We start from the raw sequence: 18,119 nt of genomic DNA on the forward strand, positions 1-18,119 counted from the left end.
AAATGATCCGACCGATCCTCAAGACCGCGCTTGCGGCCCTCATCCTGGCCCTTCCGGCCGGGGCCCAGACACTGGCCGAACGCAACGAGGCGATGTTTGCCCAGATGCAACAGGTCCGCGGCGTCTCGGGCGCGGAAATCAGCCGCATCCGCCAGATCTTCGCCAATTCGCCCAATGGCTGGATGGGGCAGGGCAATCCCGCCGTCACCCGGCACCCCCTCACCCCTGAAGAGGCCGCCGCCCGCCTCGGCGGCTCGGTCGCGCAGGTCCAGCAAGGCTACCGAAACCGGGACTATGAACGGATCTGCGGCGAGCCCTTCATGGTGCCCCTCTACGATCCCGCAACCCAAAGCCCGCGCGACGCGACCGTCTGCGCCGACATGTTCGAATATCCCAACATTCCCATGGCCTACCCGGTCGTCTGGGTCCGCGCCAATGAGGCCGCCCAGCTCTGCGCCGCCGAAGGCAAGCGCATGGGCGACGCCCATGAATGGGAAGGCGCCGCCGCAGGCCAGCTCCTGCCGCCCGATTACCCCTTCGACCGCATTCGCGGCATGGGGGCGTCCGCCGCCGTCAACACGATGCGCTCGCTCCACAATTCCCGCTACGCCAACACGTCGGGCACCTATTCCATCGGCAGCTGGCGCTCGGGCGTCTGCGCCACCGGCAGTTTCAAGAATGCGTCGTGCAACGGCGGCAGCTTCACGGGCTGCGGCTCCAACACCTATCCGGCGGGGTCCTTCCCCGAATGCCGCTCGCCCTTGGGCGTTTTCGACATCGACGGCAATGCCGCCGAACACATGAACCTGCCGCTCTCCGAGGACCAGATGGCCAGCCGCGGCTCGACCACGCTCGGCGTGACCGAGATGAAGGGCTCGTGGTTCATCTGGGACACGATCCGCGCCCATGAACATTGGGCCCGCTGGCGCGCGCCCTTCTGGCACGGCACCGCCGTGATGTCGGAGGCAAGCCACCGCAACTACCACCTCGGCTTCCGCTGCTTCCGCGACGTGGGCTGACCCCTGCAAGGCCACCCCGCGCGCCCCTCGAACCCTGCGCCCCGGCGCGCTCCCCCGCGCCGTCGCAACCCCCCATCGCCCCCCCACGACCCCGCGCGCAGCCCAGCTTGCGCGCGGATCACCACAGACCACCCCCCGCACAGCCCTCAACGTCCCTTCATCTTGGCAAAAAAACTCCGGGGCAGGCGCCATGGGCGACGGGGGCAGCGCCCCCACCAAACCCCGGCCCAAAGGACCAAACGCACGGGCCCTCCGCGCAGCACGGCCAAACCCTTGCCCCCCGCGCCAGCTTGCCGCCGCAAGCCGCAAGCCGCGCGGCCCCGGCCCACCGCAAGACCCACCACCCCTTCATCTTGGCCGAAAAACTCCGGGGGAGGCGCCAAAGGCGACGGGGGCAGAGCCCCCAATCCCCATCCCAAAGGGCAGAACGCCCCCGCCGTCAGCGCAGCGCGGCCAGCCGCACCGTTGTCCCGCTCAACGGGCCGTCGCTGTTCAACAGCCCCGCATATTGCCCATCGGTCAACAGCCCGCGCAGATCGACCGCGCGCCCGTCGACATAGGCGGTCCGCGCGATCAACCTTATGCCATGGCTGTAATCGGCGTAATATTCGCCATGCACCGTCGACAGCGGCTGGATCGGGTCGCCGTTCGACCGGTGCCAGCCATAGATCGCCACGCGCCCCGGCGCATTGGCGAGCCTGTTGGCGATGACCACATCCTTCTTGTGGCCCGCGACCAACAGACCGGGCCTTGCGCCTGCGCGGGCGAATTGCGCGGTCACCGTCGCATCATGGCGCAGGAAATACGAGGTCGACGACATGGCCGAGGTCGGCGGCATGGGCGCGGGGGAAAGCCGCACATCGGCCTGCGCATAGATCGCATCGACCATCCGCGTCGTGGGCAGCATCATGTCGAAGGCCTCCGCGACCCTCAGCGCCGCGGGCAGGCCCAGCGGCACGCGCACATGATCCTCGTCCGATCCGATGGCCAGGTAATCGGGCATGACGCAGATCGTGATCTCGGTCTGGCGACCGCCCACGATCCCGGCGAACCGCACCGGCTGCAGATCGCGCAGATGATCGGGGATATTGCCGCGCAGGGCTTCTGCGACGATGGCGCTGTCACGCCCCGATCCGCTGCCATCGCCCAGCGCCGCCATCACCGCCGTTCCGCCCGCCGCACGCCCCGGACGGCGCGGGATCTCGCGCGCAAGCCGCGACGAACAGGGGTTGGCCCCTGCGCGCGGGGCCACGGGCTCGATCTGGCGGGGGCTTGGGGCGACGGTCTCGGGCGGGGCGGCTGCGGCCAGCGTGATCACGGCATCGGCCTCCTCAGGCGCGCGCGCGCGCGTGGACAGCGTCGCGGGGCGCAGCGCCGGTCGCAGGCTTGCGACCTCCCCGGCGTCCGGTTGCGCCCCGGGGTCTGACTCCGTGCTTCGCGCCTCTGCCAGGGCCATCACGGTATCGGGCCGGGCCACCGGTCCGGGCAGCCCCAGCGCGCGCGCGGGCGTCACCCCATCGGCCAGCCGCAAGATGCCCCCATCCCCGCCCGTCGCGCGCGGGCGCACGGGCGGGATGACGGCGGGCCGCCCGGCGATCACGCGGACAGGCCCCGATGCGGAGGGCGCTGCCCCATCCCGGCCCGCGATGCGCGGCGGCAGATCGGTCAGGGCTGCGGCCTCCATGCGGGGCGGCAGGGCGCGGGCGGGCAGGCTGTCGACGAAACCCAGCGCCACGGCGGCGGGATCGGCAGGCGCAAGGGCCGGGCGCACACGCGGCGCGGGCCGCTCGGCCGGGCTTGCCGGAACATCGGATTGGGCCAGTTCACCAGGGGGGCCGAACATGTAGCCCAGCGCGCGCGAGGTCACCACGTAGCCCGCCGTCGCCGCCACGCAGACCGACAGCGCCAGCGCCGCGATCACGGTGTTGGGGCTGTCCACGAATTGGCCGATCCTGCTCGAAATGCGCGCCTTTGGCTGCGCCGTCACTGTCCCGTTCATGGATCCGCCCTACGCCGAAATCGTGAATTTAACAATAAAGCGCATGCAAGACCGGGGCCGCAGGCCCTGTTTGCGGCGGATTCCCGCGCAATTTCACGTTGCGGCGGCGAAAACCGGCGCGCCCCTCAGATCGAGGTCTTCTTGAAGATGGCTTCCGGGATCGCCTTGATCACGGCCATGACCAGCCGCCAGATGCGGCGCACATGGATCACGTCGCGCCCCTTCTCGACCGCCCCGAGGATCGCGCGCCCGACCTCGTCGGGCTGCGCGAGGAGGGGCTTCGGCAAATCCATCCCCTCCGTCATCTTCGTCGCCACGAAACCCGGCAGCACCGTCACCACATGCACACCGCGCCCCGCCAACCGGTTGCGCAGCCCCGACAGATAGGCGGTGAACCCCGCCTTGGCGCTGCCGTAGATGTAATTCGACGCCCGCCCGCGTTCTCCCGCGACCGAGGATATGCCGACAAGCGTGCCCGCGCCCCGCGCCTCCATCCTGTTGGCCAGAACCCCCAACAGGCTCGCGGGCCCCTCGAAATTCGACCGCATCACCAGCGCCGCGCGGGTCATGTCGGCGGCATTCTCGTCCTGCTCGCCCATCAGCCCCACCGCGCAGATCGCCACCATCGGCAGCTCCGGCAATCCCGCGACAAAGCTTTCATGCGCCTCGACCTCCAGCGCATCGACCTCATGAAGGCTGACGGTTACGCCGTAGCGCGTTTCCAGATCGGCCCGGTCCGCCTCCAGCCTGCCCGGATCGCGCGCGGCCAGCTGGATCGCGCAGCCCCTTGCCGCAAAGGCCCTGGCACAGGCCCGCGCGATATCCGACCCCGCGCCGAGGATCAGGACCGGCCCCTTCACCGCCCCGCTCACAGGCCCAGCCTCTCGGATTGCGCGGAAACGAACAGCCCCTTGGCCCCGCTCTGCGCCCGCATCGCCCTGAACGCCGCCACGCGCCCATCGGCGGCCTCCATCACCGCACGCGGCATCCGCGCATCCTTGGCCAGGTAGAACCGCCCCCCGTGATCGAGCGTGATCGCGTCCAGTCTCTCCATCAGCTTCAGGCTCCGGTCATTGGCGGGAAAATCAAGCGCCAGCGTATAGCCCGCCATGGGAAAGGAAAACCGCCCGCGTTCCGCCCCGAAGCGTTTGAGAACCGACAGGACCGACGCCTCGCCCGAGGCCGCGATGGCCTCTAGCAGCGCCGCCATGCCGGGCCGCGCGGCCTCCTGCGGCAGCGCGCATTGGAATTGCAAGAACCCCGCGCGCCCATAGCCCCGGTTCCAGTCGAGGATCGCATCGAGCGGGTAGAAATAACTGTCCCAATCCACCAGCCTCGGCCCCGGCTTGCGGCGTCCGTTCCAGTAATAGGCCGCGTTGAACACCCGCCGCGTCACCCCGTTGAGGGCTGCGGCAGGCAGATCCACGGGCAGGCGCAGCACGGGCTTTTGGGGCGTGGCAAAGGGCTTGCGGCGCTTCTCGCGCGGCAGATCCTCCAGCCCCGCATGGCGGCCCAGCATCGCCAGCCCCCGGCCCATCATCACGCCGGTCGTGACGCAATCGAGCCAGGCCACCGAATAGGGCGCATCATTCGTCGCCTCCATCATGTCGATCGTGGCCGCCAGCGTCTGGGTCGCCCGCATGTCCTGCACGATCCAGCCCGTCTCGACCGGCCTGAGCCGGATCTGCGCGCGCAAGATGACGCCGGTCAGACCCATCCCCCCGAGCGTCCAGTCAAACAGCTCCGATCCCGCCTCGGCCCGGGCGATCCTGCCATCCGCGCCCATCACCTCCACCCAATCGACAAAGGCGCCGAAGCCCCCGTCGACATGGTGGTTCTTGCCATGGACATCGGCCGCGATCGCCCCGCCAAGGCTCACGAATTTCGTCCCCGGCGTGACGGCGGGAAACCAACCCTGGGGGAAAAAGGCCGCGATCACATCGGCCAAAAGCACGCCCGCCTCGGCCACCAGAACGCCCCGATCCGCGTCAAAGGACAGCATCCTGTCCATCCCCCGCATGTCGAGCGTCAGCCCCGGACTGACCGCGCTGTCGCCATAGGCCCGCCCGTTGCCCCGCGCGATCAGCGCAGTTCCCCCGGCCAGCGCCGCGGCCACATCCCCGTCGTCCCGCATCCGCGCTAGCCGCGTCTCGACAGGCCGAAACCGCCCCCATCCGGCAAGCCGCGTCATGCCGCAGCCTCCGCCCGGAACACGTAGCGCCGATCCAGCAGGTATTTCGTGACATAACCCACCGAAAGGCCCAGCACCGCGCCCGCCTCACGCGCCAGATCCGTGCCCCAGACCAGCCAGAAGGCCGTCTCCGTCACCCAGAATATCGCCGTCGTCACCAGGCCCATGGCCGAATACAGCGCGAATTGCGCGCCTTGCGCCCGTGCGCCCCTGGTCGCGTCGTAAAAGATCCACCGCTTGTCGAGCGCGTATTTCACGACCAGCCCCACGCCCGTGCCGCAGACCATTGCCAGAGCGAGCCAAGCCCCGTCGACGGTCTCGGCCCCCGCCAGCACCAGCCGTTGCGCCCCCAGGTTGGCCAGCGTCGCCACGACGGCAAAGCCCGCATAGCGCAGCACCAGCGCCGCTCCCTTGGGCCTCCCGCTCACAACACCACCGCCAGCACGACAAAGACCGCGATCAGACCCATCACCTTGCGGCTCGTCCGCGTCTCCAGCGCCCAGACCAGCGGGTCGTCATGCATCTCGCCGCGTCCCGCCACCAGCACCATCCGGCTGATCCAGAACAAGAGCAGCGGACAAACCCCCCACAGCATCCAGGGCGCGCCGAATTTCTCCTGCACCACGGGCTCGTCGATATAAAGCGCCAGCACCAGCACCGCGAGATAGCCCGAAGCCACCGCCATCTGGCTCAAAAGGCTCCGATCCTCCACCCGGTAGCCGCGCCGCGACACCGCCCGCCCCGCCGCCTGCACATCGGCCAGCTCGGCCAGACGCTTGATCGCGGCCAGCGAGAAAAACAGGAACATCGACACGGCCAAAAGCCAGACCGATAATTCCACCCCGATGGCCACACCCCCCGCCACGATCCTGAGCGTGAACAGCGTCGCCAACATGCAGATATCGACGATGCTGTGCCGCTTGAGCCGCACCGAATAGGCCATGGTCGCCGCGAAATAGAGCGCCACAACCCCCAACAGCAGCCCAGATTGCACCATCGCCACCGCCAGCCCCGCGACCAACAGCGCGGGAAACAGGAAACTCCCCAGCGAGGCGGGCAAAGCCCCCGACGCAAAGGGCCGCATCCGTTTGCGCGGATGGCTCCGGTCATCGGCCAGATCCAGCAGATCGTTCAGCACGTATCCCGCCGAGGCTGCGAGGCTCAGCGCCACGAAAGCCACAAGTGCCGCCAGAACCGTGGGCAGGTCAAAGGCCAGGTCCGCGATCATCGGCACGAACACGAGCGCATTCTTGGCCCATTGATGCGGGCGCAACGCGCGCCAGATCGCGGCCCCCCGTCCCGGATCGCGCGGCAGATGCTCGACCTCGCCCCCCTTGGCCTCCGCCTCCAGCCGGGCGCGCACCGCACCACTCGCATTCACGCTGATGGCCCCCGCAGCACCCGCCCAGACCGGCAGATCGGCGGCACTGTCGCCCATGTAGACATGGCCCGCGCGCCCATAGCGTCCGGCCAGGAACCGCGCCTTTTCCGCGCCCTTCAGATTGGTCGCGCCCTCTGTCCCATGCACCTCGTCGAAAAGGCCCAGATGCTCCGCGATCCGCTCGGCCAATCGCGCATCGCTTGCCGTCACCAGCGCCGTGCGCCCGCCCGCCGCGCGCCAGGCCTCGAGCCTCGCGATCACGCGCGGCTCATAGGGCAGGGTGGCGGGCAGAATGCGCGTCCGCTCCGCAAGGAAAGCCTTCAGCGCCGCCCGCCCCTTGAACAGGCTTGCCGCGATGGCGGGCAGGCTGCGCGGCTCGCGCCCGATCACGTCCCAGAACGTCTCGTGCAGCATGTCCGACCGCAACAGCGTGCCGTCCAGATCCACGACCAGCACCGGCAGGTCGCGATCCTCGGTCCCTTGACCCATCTGGCTCGGTTCGGCGCGCACGCTCGGTCGATTTCCCTTGCGTTTTCAATCGCCCGAACCCTGCACTAGCCCCATGCGCATTGCCAGCCCTTTCTGGCCGCGCAACGGGTCCCCTCGCAGGGCATCCATGCTCGACACGCGCCCGCCGGGCGGGCTAGGCTCCGGCCCTAGGACGACCCATTGCCGAGGATAGAATGCCCGTGCCCGATCTCTTGCCCCGCCTCCTCGTCGCAGCCCTTCTTGTCACGGCCCCCATGACACACGCCCAACAGGCAACGGACGCACCGCTCCCCGCACCCGCCGCCCCGGATGCAGAGGCCGCCCGCCGCGCCGCCGAGGCCGCCGCCGCAGCCCAGGCGCAGGCCATCGCCGAGGCCGAAGCCGAGGCAGAGGCCCGCCGCGCCATCGTCGCCGCCGAAATCGCCCGCCTCGCCGCCGCGCGCGAGGCCCGCCGCCTGGCCGATGCCGCCGTGGCCACCTGCCTCGATCTCGCAGGCCCCCCCTCCGCCGAGGTTCCCGTGAGCGAGGCGGCCCAGCGCGCGCTCTTTGACCGCCTGCGCGACGCCTTCCCCGCCTGCCGCGAGGCCGCCGAGCTTGCCCCCGAGGCAGGCGGCCCGCTCTTCCATCTGGCCACCATCGCCCAGGCGCGCGGCGACCATCGGCAGGCCGTGGCCCTCTACGACCGCGCCGCCGCCGCAGGCGAGGGCGCGGCCCATACGCGGCTTGGCGATTACTACAATTTCGGCATCGGCCCGATCCGCCCCGACATCGACCGTGCCGTGGCCGCCTATCGCGCCGCAACCGATCTGGGGGATCTGGCGGGCACGACGACGCTGGCCTTCATGCACCGGCTCGGGCGCGGCGTGCCGCGCGATCCGGCCGAGATGCTGCGCCTGTTCCGCATCGCGGCGGACGGCGGCTACCATTTCGCCCAGGTCAATCTCGCCCAGACCTATCTGACTGGCGAGGGGGTTCCGGGCGGGGCCGATGCCGCGCTCGGCATCCCCGATCCCCGCGCCGCCGTGCCCCATCTCGCCTTGGCCGCACGGGCGGGCAATCTCGATGCCGCGCGCACGCTCGCAGCCCTCTACGCCACCGGGGCCGAGGGCGTGCCGCCCAATCCCGCCCTGCGCCTGCGCTGGACCCGGCATCTGGCCGATGCGGGCGATCCCGCCGCCATCGCCGCCCGCGCCTATCTCCTGGAACAGGGCATCGGCACCCCCGCCGATCCCATAGCGGCGGCCCAAGGCTATATCGCGGCGCTCGAAACCGGCGCGGTCCCGCCCGACGCGCTCCGCGCCGCAGGGGGCGCGCGCCCGCCCGGCTGGGACCGCCAGACCGCGATCGAATTCCAGCGCATCTTGCAAGAGCGCGGCCTCTATCTCGGCGCGCTCGACGGCATCGTCGGCCCCGGCACGCTCGGCGCCGCCCGCGCCCTGGCAGAGTGACAGGTTCGGTCAGGACCTACGCCCGAGATTTACCGGTTCATCTCGTGATATTCGGGGTTTGGCATCATGTCCGCCGCGATGGCAAAGCGGTTGGACATGTTGAAAAAGCCGATCACATCGGCCAGGTCGAAGATCTCGCCCTCGCTCAAGCCCGCATCGCGCAGCGCCTGCCGGTCGACCTCTTCCACCTCCCAGGGCGCTGTCGTCAATTTCCACGCGAAATCCAGCATCGCCCGCTGGCGCGGCTCCAACTGCGCCACGCGGTAATTCATCACCAGCATCTCGCCCAGCTGCGGATCGCCGGACAAGGCGCGCACCGCCTGCCCATGGGCGACAAGGCAATAGAAACACCGGTTCGCGCTCGACACCACGACCGCGACCATCTCGCGCTCGAGCTTGGACAGACCCGACGGCGCCAGCATCAGCGTGTTGTAATAGGCCGAAAACGCCCTGAGCTTGTCCTGATGGCGCGAAAACGTCTGCAAGACATTGGGCACGAACCCCAATTTCTCGGCGCAAACCTCGAAATAGCGGCGCATGTCCTCGTCCAGATCGGCCGGGTCGGGAAGCTCGTAGATCGACACGTGATCAGGCTGCGGCATGGCTGTTCCTCCCCCCGGGGCCCCTCCGACCCCTTCATCTTTCCAAAAATATGTTGGGGAGCGCGAGGGGGGAACCCCCTCGCAAATCCCGCTCAGGCCACCGCTAAACCCTCGTCCGACAATCCATCGAGCCGCGGCATCAGCGACAAGAGATCCCGCGTGTAGGGATGCTGCGGATCGGCAAACAGCGCTTCGGTCTCCGCCACTTCCACAAGCTTGCCATCCTTCATCACGCCCACCCGGTCGCACATCTGGCGCACTACGGGCAGGTCATGGGAAATGAACAGCATGGTCAGGTTGAGATGCTCCTGCAAATCCTTGAGAATGTTCAGGATTTGCGCCTGGATCGACACGTCGAGCGCGCTTGTCGGCTCGTCGCAGATCAGGAACCGCGGCTGGGTGGCCAGCGCGCGGGCGATGGAGATCCGCTGCCTCTGGCCGCCCGAGAACTCGTGGGGATATTTCAGCCCGGCCTCCGCCCCCAGCCCCACCCGATCGAGCAATTCCGCCACCCGGTCGCGCAGCGCCGTGCCGCTCAACAGCCCGTGGTGGCGCGCGGGTTCGGCCACGATCTCGTCCACGCGCATGCGGGGGTTGAGGCTCGAATAGGGATCCTGGAAAATCATCTGGATCTCGCGCCGATACCAATCTGGCACGCCGCGCGCATTGGCCGTCACATCCCGCCCGCCATAGCGCACATGGCCCCCGTCGACCGCGTAAAGCCCCGCGATCATCCGCGCGATGGTGGATTTGCCCGATCCGCTTTCGCCCACCAGGCCAAAAACCTCGCCCTGCCGGATGGTGAAGCGCGCCGCATCGACGGCGGTGAAATATTCCCGCCGCGACGGCAGGATCGCGCCCTTGGACACGAAGCGCTTGGTGATCCCCTCGACCTCGATCAGGGGCGCGCCGCGCGGCGTCTCGGGCGCGGGCCAGTTGCGCGCCAGGTCCTCGATGGCAAAGCCCGTCACCCGCCCGCCATAGGAAATCAGCGGAAAGCGCTTGAGCTTGACGTTGGGGCGCGGCACGGCCGCGATCAGCGACTTGGTATAGGGATGCTCGGGCTGCCCCAGCACCTGTGCCGTCGGCCCGCTTTCCACCACCTCGCCCATGTACATGACGGTGACGACATCGGTCGTATCCGCGATCACCCCCATGTCATGGGTGATCAGGATCACGCCCACCTGCCGCTCCCGCGCAAGCCCCTTGATCAGCTCCAGGATCTGCGCCTGGATCGACACGTCGAGCGCGGTGGTCGGCTCGTCGGCGATGATCACATCGGGCTCCGAACACAGCGCCAGCGCGATCACCACGCGCTGCCGCATGCCGCCCGAAAACTGGTGCGGATACTGGTTCACCCGCGCCTTGGCATTGGGGATGCCGACCCGCTCGATCAATTCGATGGCGCGCGCCTGGGCTTCCGCCTCGGACAGGCCCAGATGCGCCTGGATCGTCTCCACCAGCTGCTGGCCCACCGTGAAGAGCGGGTTCAGGCTCGTCAGCGGGTCCTGGAAGATCATCGAGATCTTCTTGCCCCGCAGATCGGCCATGGCCGCCGCATCCAGCCCCGAGATCTCCTCGCCCCGAAACCGGATCACGCCCCCCGTGATCCGCCCCGGCGGATCCAAGAGACCCATGACAGCCGCCCCGATGGTCGATTTGCCCGCGCCGCTTTCGCCCACAAGGCCGTGGATCTGCCCCGCCTCGACGGTCAGATGCGCCTCCCTGACGGCGGTGAAGGTCTTGCGCCGCGTCGGGAATTGCACGGTCAGATTGTCGATTTCCAGCAAGGACATCAGCGCAGCCTCGGGTTCAGCGCATCGCGCAGCCAGTCGCCCAAAAGGTTCACGGCCAGCGCAAGGATCAACAGGGTGCAGGCGGGAAAGAACAGGATCCACCACTCGCCCGAAAAGAGGAACCCCTGCCCGATGCGGATCAGCGTGCCCAAGCTCGGCTCGGTCGGCGGCGCGCCCACGCCGAGGAAACTCAACGTCGCCTCCGCGATGATGGCCAGCGCCAGCGAGATCGTGGCGATCACCAGCACGGGCGACAGCACGTTGGGCAGGATGTGCCGCAGCATGATCGCCCCGGGGCTCCGCCCGATCAGGCGCGCGGCCTGCACGTATTCCTTGGATTTCTCGACCATGGCCGCACCCCGCACCACGCGGGCGAATTGCACCCAATCCGACAGGCCGATGGCCACGATCAGAACCCAGATCGCCACGTCATTGCGGTATTCGGGCGGTGTGATCCCCTTGGCCACGCCAAAGATCAGCATGGCCACCAGGATCGCGGGGAATGTCAGCTGCACATCGGCGATGCGCATGATGATCGTATCGACCAACCCGCCCACATAGCCAGCGATCAGCCCCAGCGTGATGCCCAGAACCATGGCAAAGCCGACGGCGGCAAAGCCCACGAAAAGCGAGATCCTGAGACCGTAAAGGATCGTGGAAAACACGTCGCGCCCCTGGTCGTCGGTCCCCATGACAAAGCTTTCGCCGGTGAACATGTTGGGCGTTCCGGGCGCGGTGAACCCGTTCATCAGGTTCAGCGTGGCGGGGTTGAACGGATCATGCGGCGCGATCAGTGGGGCCAGCACCGCAGCCCCCACCAACAGGATCGTGACCGCGGCCGAGATCATGGCCACGGGCGAGCGGCGAAAGGCATGGGCGACATCGCTGTCCCATGTCATCGCCAGACGCGACCGGGGGCGGGGGGCGGGTGTGTCGGTCATGGCCTCAGCTCCTCAGCCGGGGGTCGATGGCGACGTAGAGCAGGTCGACGACCAGGTTGATGCCCACGAACATGACCGAGATCAGCATCAGATAGGCCGCCATCACCGGGATATCGACGAACTGGATCGCGTTGATGAACAACAGCCCCACACCCGGCCATTGGAACACCGTCTCGGTGATGATGGCAAAGGCGATGATCGACCCCAGCTGCAGACCCGTGACCGTGATCACCGGCACCAGCGTGTTCTTCAGCGCATGGCGGAAATGGATCGCGCGCTGCGACAGGCCGCGCGCGCGGGCAAAGCGGATGTAATCCTGCCGCATCACCTCCAGCATCTCCGAGCGCACCAGCCGCATGATCAGCGTCATCTGGTAAAGCCCCAGCGTGATCGCGGGCAGGATCAGCGCCACCAGCCCCGATTGCGTCAGAAAGCCCGTGGACCAGCCCCCCAGCTGCACCACCTCGCCGCGCCCGAAACTGGGCAGCCAGCTCAGTTCCACGGCAAAAAGGTAGATCAGCAAGATGCCGATCAGGAATGTGGGCAGCGACACCCCGATCAGGCTGATGGTCATGATCGCATTGGCGGCAAATCCGTTGCGCCTGATCGCGGTGAAAATGCCCAGAACGATGCCAAGGATCAGCGCGAAAGCCCCCGACACGGCGGCCAGCTCCAGCGTCGCGGGCAGGCGTTCGGCGATGATCTCGGCCACCGGGCGGCCCTGGCGGTAGGAAATGCCCAGATCGCCCTGCGCCGCGCGCACAAGGAAATTCCAGTATTGCACGAAGAACGGGTCGTTCAGGCCCAGACTGTCGCGCAGGCGCTCGATATCCTCCACCGTCCGTTCCTGTCCCAGCATCGTCTCGACCGGATCGCCGACGAAGCGGAACATGGCAAAGGCCACCAGCCCCACGACGAGCAGAACAAGCACCGATTGCAGGATGCGGCGGAAGATGTAGCTGAGCATATGCCTTGCAGTCTCCTTGGCGTCGGACAGGGTTGCAATGTCCGGGGGGCGAGCGTCAAGCCTTGCAACCGCCCGAAGGGGCGAAAAGCGCCCGCGCGCAGGGCCCCCTTGCGCGAAAAATGCGCAAGACCCCTCCACGGCCCTTGCCCTCCGGCACCCCGGCCTCACCTTGTGCGCCCTGTCCGGGCTTGGCACAAACCCGGGGCAAAGGGGCCCGCAGTGACGCAGGGCCAAGCGAGGAGGGCGCGACATATGACATGGGCAAGGGGTGGACGGGCCGACGGCAGCGTCCTGACCGGTGTGGTGATGGACGGGATGCTGCATCCCCGTGACGGGCTCGGTTCCGCCGCGACGGCGGGCGCGCCCGTGCCGCTCGCCGATCTCGCGCCGCTGCCGCCGGTGGTGCCGGGCAAATTCATCGGCCTTTGGAACAATTACAAGGCCGCCGCCGAAAAGGGCGGGCAGGCGCATCCGACCCATCCGCTCTGGTTTCTCAAGGCCGACACCTCCCTTGCCGGTCCCGAGGCCGAAGTGACCCTTCCCGACAGCGCGGGCCGCGTGATCTTCGAGGGGGAACTGGGCATCGTCATCGGCCAGACCTGCAAGAACGCCGCGACCGAGGCCGAGGCCGAGGCGGCGATCCTTGGCTATACCTGCGTGAACGACATCACCTCGCTCGACGTGCTCAACGCCGATCCCAGCTTTGCGCAATGGACCCGCGCCAAAAGCTTCGACGGTTTCGGCGTCATCGGCCCGGTCATCGCGACCGGCCTCGATTGGCGCGCCCTCGTGGTCAAGGTTCTGGTCGATGGCCGCGAGCGTCAAAGCTACGAAGCCTCCGACATGATCCTGACCCCGCCGCAGATCGTGCAGCTCCTGTCGCAGGACATGACGCTGAACCCCGGCGATGTCATCGCCTGCGGCACCTCTCTCGGCGCGCGCCCGGTCAAGGCCGGTCAGCGGGTCGAGGTGGTGATCGACGGCATCGGATCGCTGGGCGTGACGCTGGTCGCCCCCGCCTGATCCCTTGCGTCTTCCGGGCGGTGCCTCATCGGGCGCCGCCACGGGATCGCCGCAACCGATCTCGCGGGCCTCGACCCGGGTGCGGGTCTTGCGCAACCGGGCTGCGGCCTGCCTGTGGCAGTGGACCCATTCCGCGTTCGCGCCTTAACCTTCCGTCAGGAATTGCCCCAAAATTTTAAGGATCTGTTCATGAAGATGACCAGCGACCCCACCGAAGATGCCGCCGATATCGTGGCCCTCTTCCAGATGACCTTCACCCGGTCCGAGGGCGCGGCAGAGGGGGCGGCCATCGCCGGTCTGGTCTCCGACATGCTCGCCCAAGTGGCGGCATCCGACATCCTCGTCCTCTCCGCCCACGAGGGGGATCGGCTGATCGGCGCGGTGATCTTCACGAGGATGGATTACCCGCAAGACCCAAGGCAGGTCTTCATCCTGTCGCCCATGGCCGTGGCGCCCGACCGGCAGGGGCAGGGCGTGGGCCTTGCCCTTTTGCAAGAGGGGCTGGCCCGCTTGCGCGCGCGGGGCGTCGATGTGGTGCTGACCTATGGCGATATCGGCTTTTACGGACGGGGCGGTTTTGCCCCCGTCCCCCAGGAGTGCGCCGCCGCCCCATTGCCCTTGACCTATCCCGAAGGCTGGTTGGGACAGGACCTGACCGGGTCCGGTCCGGTCACGCTCACGGGTCCGTCCCGCTGCGTCGCGCCCTTGGAAAAGCCCGCATTCTGGTGATCGGGCGGCGCGCTCAACCTTTTGTCTTTCCATGAAAAAACCGCCCCGAATGGATCGGGGCGGTTTCCAGGATCAGGCCGCAGGGCCTCAGTTCATGTCGAAATACTTGAACTTCACGCTGTCATCGGCATCCACATCCGTGGACCACGCATCCGACACGCCCCAGTTCAGAACCTGGTTGTGGATCGGGATGTAGATCAGCTCTTCCTCGGCCATGGCGAAAAGATCCGCGATGGTCTGGTTGCGCGCCGCCAGATCCGTGTTCGAGGTCAGCGACTGGATCATCGCATCCATCTCGGGGTTGGAATAGCGCGTGCCGTTCCACGAGCCGCGGCCATCGCCCAGCGTGTGATAGAGGAAGTTGAAGATATATTCCGCATCATAGGTCGGAACGCCCCAGCCCAGCAGGTAGAAATCGGTCTGAAGGTTCGCGATCAGCGGGAAGTGCTGGGCGCGCGGCAGCGCCGACAGGTTCACCGTGATGCCGATCTGCGCCAGCATGCCGACCGCCGCCTGGCAGATCGCCTCGTCGTTGATGTAGCGGTCATTGGGGCAATCGAGCTGGATCGAGAACCCGTCGGCATAGCCTGCCTCGGCCATCAGGGCGCGGGCGGCTGCCACGTCATAGGCGGGGTATTGGTCCAGTTCGGCGGTCCAGCCGTTCACCGGCGGGGGCGAGATGACGCCCGCGGGCGCGGATTGGCCGCGCATAACGACCTGCTGGATCGCCTCGCGGTTGACCGCGATGTCGATCGCCTGGCGCACGCGCACATCGGCCAGCGGGTTGGCGCCTTCGACATTGTCGAGCGTCAGGTCGGCATCGCCCACGTTCATCCCGAAAAAGATCACCCGGTTCTGCGGCGCGGTCGCAAGCCCGATTCCATCGGCGTCGGACACGCGCTGAAGATCCTGCACCGGCACGTCCTGGATGAAATCCACCTCGCCCGTCAAAAGCGCGGCAACCCGGGTCGCGGGGTTCTGGATCGGGGTGAAGACCAGCTCGGTCACATCCATCGGGAAGGTGCCGATGCCCCAGTAATTGGCGTTCTGCGTCATCACCGTGCGCACATCCGCCTCGCGGCTTTGCAAGACGAAGGGGCCGGTGCCATTGGCGTTGCGCGCGGCAAAGGTGTCTTCGCCTGCCGCGTAATCCTGCACCTCGGCCGATCCGTTATCCGTGGTCCAGCCTGCATCCATCATCATGATGTTGGTCAGGTTGTTGGGCAAAAGCGGGTTCGGGCCATTCGTCACCACCTCGACCGTATAGGGGCCTGCGGCACGGACCTCGGTCACGCCGGTCAGAAGTTCCTTGAAGTTCGAGGTCTCGGTGCGGGCGCGGTTCAGGGAAAAGACGACATCCTCGGCGTCGAAGCTTTCGCCGCCGTGAAAGGTCACGCCCTCGCGCAGCTGGAACACCCAGACATTGGGGTCGCTGGCCGACGGTTCCCAGCTCAGCGCCAGCGCCGGTTCCATCTCGCCGCGATGATTGCGCACGATCAGCGGCTCGTAGATCTGGTGCAGAAGCGTCGTGGTCGGACCCTCGTTCTGCGAATGGGGGTCAAGCGTCAGCGCCTCGGATGCGCGGGCCCAGCGCAGCGTCTCGGCCGAGGCGCTGGCCGTAGTGAGCGCGGTGGTCGCCAGAAGCGCCGCGCCGAAGGCGGCGAGTTTCATGGTCATCAGTAATCTCCCTGATCTGTTATGTGTTGACCGGCCCCCGAGTATGGAGAGGTTTGCCGTCATGTCCAGACGCTGCGCGGGACACGTGCAATCCGGCCCGAGCATGGTTAGATGTGCGTGTGACCCACGAGAACCCGAGGACAACACCCATGCCAGCCCCCGCCAAAGAAGGGTCATGGATCGACCGTTTCGACGGATTGAGCGGGCTCGAGCCCCGCATCCGCGATATCCTCACCGCGCGCAGCCAGCTTGTGCGCCTGCCCAAGGGCACGGTGGTCTTCGCCCCCGGCAAATCGCCCGAGAACCTTCTGTTGCTTCTGTCGGGCACGGTCCGCGTCCAGCAACTGGGCGAAAACGGGCGCGAGGTGGTGCTTTACCGCGCGACCGCGGGGGAAAGCTGCGTTCTGACCACGGCCTGCATGCTGGCCTACGAGGATCACGCCGCCGAAGGCATCGCCGAAACCGAGGTGACGGCGGCCGCGATCCCGCGCGCAGTCTTTGACGATCTCGTGGCCTCTTCCAAGGAATTCCGCAATTTCGTGTTCCGCGCCTATTCGCGCCGCATGACCGACCTGTTCCGCGTGATCGAGGATATCGCCTTTCGCAGGATGGACATCCGTCTGGCGCAAAAGATCATCGAACGCGCCGATACCGGCGTGCTCAAGGCCACCCATGCCCAGCTGGCCGCCGAGCTTGGCACCGCGCGCGAGGTCATCTCCCGCCAATTGGCCGAGTTCCAGCGCCGCGGCTGGGTCGCGCAATCGCGCGGCACGGTCGAGATCCTCGATTGCGCGGCCCTGCGCCAATTGGCCGAAGGCTGACGCGCGCGCGGTCCTTTGCGGCTTGTGTGACTAGATCACCGATATGCAGCGACAGAATCGCTATGCATCATCCAGCGAACAGGAAGGAGACAGTCCAGATGACTGCTATCGTTGACGCATGCTTGCGCATTCTCGCCGGAGGTGTGGCATGATCGAAACCGCTTTCACCCCGTGGCAGTCGCTGGGCGGCGGCGTGCTGATCGGGCTTGCCTCGGTGCTCTTGATGCTGTCGGTCGGTCGCATCATGGGGGCCACCGGCGTTCTGGCCGGGATCTTTGCGCCTGCCTCGGTCGCCGACTTCAGCTGGCGCGTGGCGCTGTTGCTGGGAATGGTGACAGGGCCTGCGGTCTATTGGCTGGTCACGGGCGGCATGCCCGAGATCACCGTGCCCGCGTCCATGCCCATGCTCCTGATCGGGGGCTTCATCGTGGGCATCGGCGTGACCTACGGGTCGGGTTGCACCTCGGGCCATGGCGTCTGCGGCATGGCGCGTCTGTCACCCCGCTCGATCGCGGCCACGCTGACCTTCATGGCGACCACGGCTGCGACCGTTTTCGTCATCCGCCACGTGATCGGAGGATAAGCCGATGCACCTGATCGCCCTCTATCTCATCGGCGTGATCTTCGGCACCGGCATCGTGGTGTCGGGCATGGCCAATCCCGCCAAGGTCATCAATTTCTTCGATGTCGCGGGCACTTGGGACCCGAGCCTCATCTTCGTCATGGGGGGCGCGCTCATCGTGACCGCCGTGGGCTACCGACTTGTCTTCGGTCGCAGCCGCCCGATCTGGGAGGGGCGCTTCATGCTGCCCACGGCCCGCAATCTCGATCCGCGCCTCATCGGCGGGTCCGCCGTCTTCGGCATCGGCTGGGGCATCGCGGGCTTTTGCCCCGGTGGTGCGCTGCCGGCACTCGGCACGGGGCGGATCGATGTCATCGCTTTCGTCGGTGCGCTGATCCTCGGCATCTTCACCGCGAAATTCCTGCAAAACCTGTCGCGCCCAAAGGCGCAGGCAGCCTAGTGATCCGGAGGACC

17 protein-coding genes are annotated in these 18,119 nt (G+C 67.4%); 7 read left to right on the forward strand and 10 right to left on the reverse strand.

Features of this window, described 5'->3' with window-relative positions; all coding sequences use genetic code 11:
- Positions 1–2 precede the first annotated feature (2 nt).
- Entirely contained in the window at positions 3–1,019 is a 1,017-nt protein-coding gene (locus AABA51_RS05450) for an SUMF1/EgtB/PvdO family nonheme iron enzyme (protein WP_338275185.1), read from the forward strand.
- A 439-nt stretch (positions 1,020–1,458) separates the two neighbouring features.
- Here AABA51_RS05450 and AABA51_RS05455 read toward each other — a convergent pair whose 3' ends face one another.
- From AABA51_RS05455 to AABA51_RS05475, 5 genes are all read right to left on the reverse strand, one after another.
- Positions 1,459–3,018 (reverse strand): hypothetical protein, encoded by a 1,560-nt coding sequence (locus tag AABA51_RS05455; protein ID WP_338275188.1) that lies wholly within the window; start codon positions 3,016–3,018, stop codon positions 1,459–1,461.
- Positions 3,019–3,143: 125 nt separating this feature from the next.
- On the reverse strand, positions 3,144–3,878 hold the full coding sequence (locus AABA51_RS05460) for an SDR family oxidoreductase (RefSeq protein ID WP_338275190.1): 735 nt from the start codon (positions 3,876–3,878) through the stop codon (positions 3,144–3,146).
- A gap of 8 nt (positions 3,879–3,886) precedes the next feature.
- The gene (locus tag AABA51_RS05465; RefSeq protein ID WP_338275193.1) at positions 3,887–5,209 is read right to left on the reverse strand and encodes an FAD-binding oxidoreductase; all 1,323 of its coding nucleotides are present in this window, start codon (positions 5,207–5,209) and stop codon (positions 3,887–3,889) included.
- Positions 5,206–5,607, reverse strand: a complete 402-nt coding sequence (locus AABA51_RS05470; RefSeq protein WP_338275194.1) for a GtrA family protein — start codon at positions 5,605–5,607, stop codon at positions 5,206–5,208. Before AABA51_RS05470 ends, AABA51_RS05465 begins: the two co-directional genes overlap by 4 nt.
- A gap of 26 nt (positions 5,608–5,633) precedes the next feature.
- Positions 5,634–7,100 (reverse strand): UbiA family prenyltransferase, encoded by a 1,467-nt coding sequence (locus AABA51_RS05475; protein WP_338275197.1) that lies wholly within the window; start codon positions 7,098–7,100, stop codon positions 5,634–5,636.
- Between the two features lie 173 nt (positions 7,101–7,273).
- Here AABA51_RS05475 and AABA51_RS05480 point away from each other — a divergent pair, with 173 nt between their 5' ends.
- Positions 7,274–8,527 (forward strand): tetratricopeptide repeat protein, encoded by a 1,254-nt coding sequence (locus AABA51_RS05480; protein WP_338275199.1) that lies wholly within the window; start codon positions 7,274–7,276, stop codon positions 8,525–8,527.
- Positions 8,528–8,556: 29 nt separating this feature from the next.
- Here the strand turns inward: AABA51_RS05480 and AABA51_RS05485 are convergent, their stop codons facing one another.
- From AABA51_RS05485 to AABA51_RS05500, 4 genes are all read right to left on the reverse strand, one after another.
- Positions 8,557–9,129, reverse strand: coding sequence for a peroxidase-related enzyme (locus AABA51_RS05485; protein ID WP_338275201.1), 573 nt, complete (start codon positions 9,127–9,129; stop codon positions 8,557–8,559).
- A gap of 92 nt (positions 9,130–9,221) precedes the next feature.
- Positions 9,222–10,925 carry an ABC transporter ATP-binding protein gene (locus tag AABA51_RS05490; protein ID WP_338275203.1) on the reverse strand — a complete coding sequence of 568 codons (1,704 nt, stop codon included), beginning with the start codon at positions 10,923–10,925 and terminating at the stop codon, positions 9,222–9,224.
- Positions 10,925–11,866: an ABC transporter permease gene (locus AABA51_RS05495; RefSeq protein ID WP_338275204.1), complete on the reverse strand. Its 942-nt coding sequence runs from the start codon at positions 11,864–11,866 to the stop codon at positions 10,925–10,927. Before AABA51_RS05495 ends, AABA51_RS05490 begins: the two co-directional genes overlap by 1 nt.
- Positions 11,867–11,870: 4 nt before the next feature.
- A complete protein-coding gene (locus tag AABA51_RS05500) occupies positions 11,871–12,833 on the reverse strand; it encodes an ABC transporter permease (RefSeq protein ID WP_338275206.1) in 963 nt (320 codons plus the stop codon).
- 252 nt (positions 12,834–13,085) lie between these two features.
- Here AABA51_RS05500 and AABA51_RS05505 point away from each other — a divergent pair, with 252 nt between their 5' ends.
- Both AABA51_RS05505 and AABA51_RS05510 read left to right on the forward strand, forming a co-directional pair.
- Entirely contained in the window at positions 13,086–13,856 is a 771-nt protein-coding gene (locus AABA51_RS05505; RefSeq protein ID WP_338275208.1) for a fumarylacetoacetate hydrolase family protein, read from the forward strand.
- Positions 13,857–14,045: 189 nt separating this feature from the next.
- Entirely contained in the window at positions 14,046–14,585 is a 540-nt protein-coding gene (locus AABA51_RS05510) for a GNAT family N-acetyltransferase (protein WP_338275210.1), read from the forward strand.
- 87 nt (positions 14,586–14,672) lie between these two features.
- Here AABA51_RS05510 and AABA51_RS05515 read toward each other — a convergent pair whose 3' ends face one another.
- Entirely contained in the window at positions 14,673–16,262 is a 1,590-nt protein-coding gene (locus tag AABA51_RS05515) for an ABC transporter substrate-binding protein (RefSeq protein WP_425328833.1), read from the reverse strand.
- A gap of 149 nt (positions 16,263–16,411) precedes the next feature.
- Here AABA51_RS05515 and AABA51_RS05520 point away from each other — a divergent pair, with 149 nt between their 5' ends.
- From AABA51_RS05520 to AABA51_RS05530, 3 genes are all read left to right on the forward strand, one after another.
- A complete protein-coding gene (locus AABA51_RS05520) occupies positions 16,412–17,083 on the forward strand; it encodes a Crp/Fnr family transcriptional regulator (RefSeq protein ID WP_338275212.1) in 672 nt (223 codons plus the stop codon).
- A gap of 148 nt (positions 17,084–17,231) precedes the next feature.
- Complete coding sequence (locus AABA51_RS05525; protein ID WP_338275214.1) at positions 17,232–17,666, forward strand: YeeE/YedE family protein; 435 nt, start codon at positions 17,232–17,234, stop codon at positions 17,664–17,666.
- 4 nt (positions 17,667–17,670) lie between these two features.
- Positions 17,671–18,105, forward strand: coding sequence for a DUF6691 family protein (locus tag AABA51_RS05530; RefSeq protein ID WP_338275216.1), 435 nt, complete (start codon positions 17,671–17,673; stop codon positions 18,103–18,105).
- Positions 18,106–18,119 lie beyond the last annotated feature (14 nt).

It is taken from the genome of Roseicyclus marinus, assembly GCF_036322625.1.
In the GTDB taxonomy this organism is placed as follows: Bacteria; Pseudomonadota; Alphaproteobacteria; order Rhodobacterales; family Rhodobacteraceae; genus Roseicyclus; species Roseicyclus marinus_A.

What these genes read in the sequence shown, in the direction of transcription:
- AABA51_RS05490 (WP_338275203.1), bottom strand. Translation starts at nt 10,925, where the DNA reads ATGTCCTTGCTGGAAATCGACAATCTGACCGTGCAATTCCCGACGCGG.
- AABA51_RS05525 (WP_338275214.1), top strand. Translation starts at nt 17,232, where the DNA reads ATGATCGAAACCGCTTTCACCCCGTGGCAGTCGCTGGGCGGCGGCGTG.
- AABA51_RS05485 (WP_338275201.1), bottom strand. Translation starts at nt 9,129, where the DNA reads ATGCCGCAGCCTGATCACGTGTCGATCTACGAGCTTCCCGACCCGGCC.
- AABA51_RS05530 (WP_338275216.1), top strand. Translation starts at nt 17,671, where the DNA reads ATGCACCTGATCGCCCTCTATCTCATCGGCGTGATCTTCGGCACCGGC.
- AABA51_RS05465 (WP_338275193.1), bottom strand. Translation starts at nt 5,209, where the DNA reads ATGACGCGGCTTGCCGGATGGGGGCGGTTTCGGCCTGTCGAGACGCGG.
- AABA51_RS05510 (WP_338275210.1), top strand. Translation starts at nt 14,046, where the DNA reads ATGAAGATGACCAGCGACCCCACCGAAGATGCCGCCGATATCGTGGCC.
- AABA51_RS05480 (WP_338275199.1), top strand. Translation starts at nt 7,274, where the DNA reads ATGCCCGTGCCCGATCTCTTGCCCCGCCTCCTCGTCGCAGCCCTTCTT.
- AABA51_RS05455 (WP_338275188.1), bottom strand. Translation starts at nt 3,018, where the DNA reads ATGAACGGGACAGTGACGGCGCAGCCAAAGGCGCGCATTTCGAGCAGG.
- AABA51_RS05520 (WP_338275212.1), top strand. Translation starts at nt 16,412, where the DNA reads ATGCCAGCCCCCGCCAAAGAAGGGTCATGGATCGACCGTTTCGACGGA.
- AABA51_RS05505 (WP_338275208.1), top strand. Translation starts at nt 13,086, where the DNA reads ATGACATGGGCAAGGGGTGGACGGGCCGACGGCAGCGTCCTGACCGGT.
- AABA51_RS05495 (WP_338275204.1), bottom strand. Translation starts at nt 11,866, where the DNA reads ATGACCGACACACCCGCCCCCCGCCCCCGGTCGCGTCTGGCGATGACA.
- AABA51_RS05515 (WP_425328833.1), bottom strand. Translation starts at nt 16,262, where the DNA reads ATGACCATGAAACTCGCCGCCTTCGGCGCGGCGCTTCTGGCGACCACC.
- AABA51_RS05450 (WP_338275185.1), top strand. Translation starts at nt 3, where the DNA reads ATGATCCGACCGATCCTCAAGACCGCGCTTGCGGCCCTCATCCTGGCC.
- AABA51_RS05500 (WP_338275206.1), bottom strand. Translation starts at nt 12,833, where the DNA reads ATGCTCAGCTACATCTTCCGCCGCATCCTGCAATCGGTGCTTGTTCTG.